The organism is Barnesiella sp. CU968 (genome assembly GCF_905219685.1).
GTDB lineage: Bacteria > Bacteroidota > Bacteroidia > Bacteroidales > Muribaculaceae > Lepagella > Lepagella muris_A.
Map to the genome: position 1 here is coordinate 1 of NZ_CAJMXD010000501.1, position 1,791 is coordinate 1,791.

Here is a 1,791-nt window from a genome sequence, read left to right on the forward strand (position 1 = left end):
ACCCTGAAGAACGCGGATTGTCACTTCCGGCTGATTGTCGGCAGCTGTCGAGAACACCTCGCTCTTGCGTGTCGGGATTGTGGTGTTGGCGTCAATGAGTTTCGTCATCACGCCACCCATTGTCTCGATACCGATTGAGAGTGGAACAACGTCAAGCAGAAGCACGTCTTTCACATCTCCGCTGAGCACACCGCCCTGAATAGCCGCACCGATGGCAACGACTTCATCAGGGTTGACACCCTTGTTGGGTTCTTTGCCGAAGATTTCCTTAACTTTTGTCTGGATTGCCGGAATACGTGTCGAGCCACCTACAAGAATAACCTCGTCAATCTCGGAAGCTGAAAGACCTGCATCCTGAAGAGCCTTTACACACGGAGCTTTCACAGCATCGATAAGCCGTGAGGCAAGCTGCTCGAACTTGGCGCGTGTAAGGGTTTTGACAAGGTGCTTGGGACCTGTTGCAGTCGCGGTGATGTAGGGGAGGTTTATCTCCGTTGATGTAGAGCTTGACAACTCGATCTTGGCTTTCTCGGCAGCCTCTTTGAGTCGCTGCATTGCCATAGGATCCTGACGGAGATCCACGCCTTCGTCATTTTTGAATTCATCTGCGAGCCAGTCGATGATCACGTGGTCGAAATCATCACCGCCGAGGTGAGTGTCACCGTTTGTGGATTTTACCTCGAACACACCGTCGCCAAGCTCCAGAATCGAAATATCGAATGTGCCGCCGCCAAGGTCGAACACTGCGATTTTCTGTTCCTTGTTTGATTTGTCAAGACCATAGGCAAGGGCTGCGGCAGTAGGTTCGTTGATGATACGCATAACTTTCAGCCCCGCGATTTCACCCGCGTCTTTTGTAGCCTGACGCTGGGAATCGTCAAAATAAGCCGGCACAGTGATGATAGCCTCTGTGACCTGCTGACCGAGATAGTCCTCTGCGGTTTTCTTCATTTTCTGAAGAATCATTGCGGAGATCTCCTGCGGAGTGTAGTCTCTGCCGTCTATGTCGACTTTGGGCATGTCGTTTTGGCAAACCACTTTGTAAGGAACGCGCTTGATCTCGTCTGTGACCTGATCGCATTTCTCACCCATGAATCTTTTGATTGAATATATAGTGCGGGTAGGATTGGTGATAGCCTGACGTTTTGCCGGATCACCGACTTTCCTTTCGCTTCCGTCAACAAACGCCACTACCGAGGGAGTGGTGTTGCGTCCTTCGTTATTGGGGATTACAACAGGGTCTTTACCTTCAAGCACTGCAACACAGCTGTTGGTAGTTCCTAAGTCAATACCGATAATTTTTCCCATGATTCTATAAGATTTTTAATGTTATTATTCCAATTTCTATCGTATAAACAATTGTCACATCAAGCCGGTCTTGTGGTTTACCGTATCTGTGGACTCATTGTTTCACTCAATATATTAACAAATCATGTGCTAAAAATTTTGCTTCCTGTTGAAAATTTTACATATTTTTTATAAAGCACTGAAATTTATGAAATTAAAAAGATGATCGAATATTATCATTTTTTGCCATTTTTGTCAAAAACTTCTGAGCGTTCCGGTATGTGTAGCTGGTATTTGAACATTATGTAAGGTAGGATTGCGTTTTAATGTCTGTGAATGACAGCTGTGCTGCTGCAGAAGTACTGACATTGATTATAATTCTTGTTTCCAATGAATTATAATATCATTATTTGTCTGACCTGATAAAATTTCCTTGTTCATAAAACGGCCATAAACAAGTAGTTTATCTTTCGAATCAAGAATCCTTGAAAGAGTTTTATATTC

At 45.0% G+C, this 1,791-nt stretch carries 1 protein-coding gene; it reads right to left on the minus strand.

The features are described from left to right. Positions 1–1,308 (minus strand): molecular chaperone DnaK (gene dnaK / locus JX312_RS13105; RefSeq protein WP_204458365.1); only part of this gene is annotated, 1,308 nt, incomplete at its 3' end. Between the last annotated feature and the right edge of the window lie 483 nt (positions 1,309–1,791).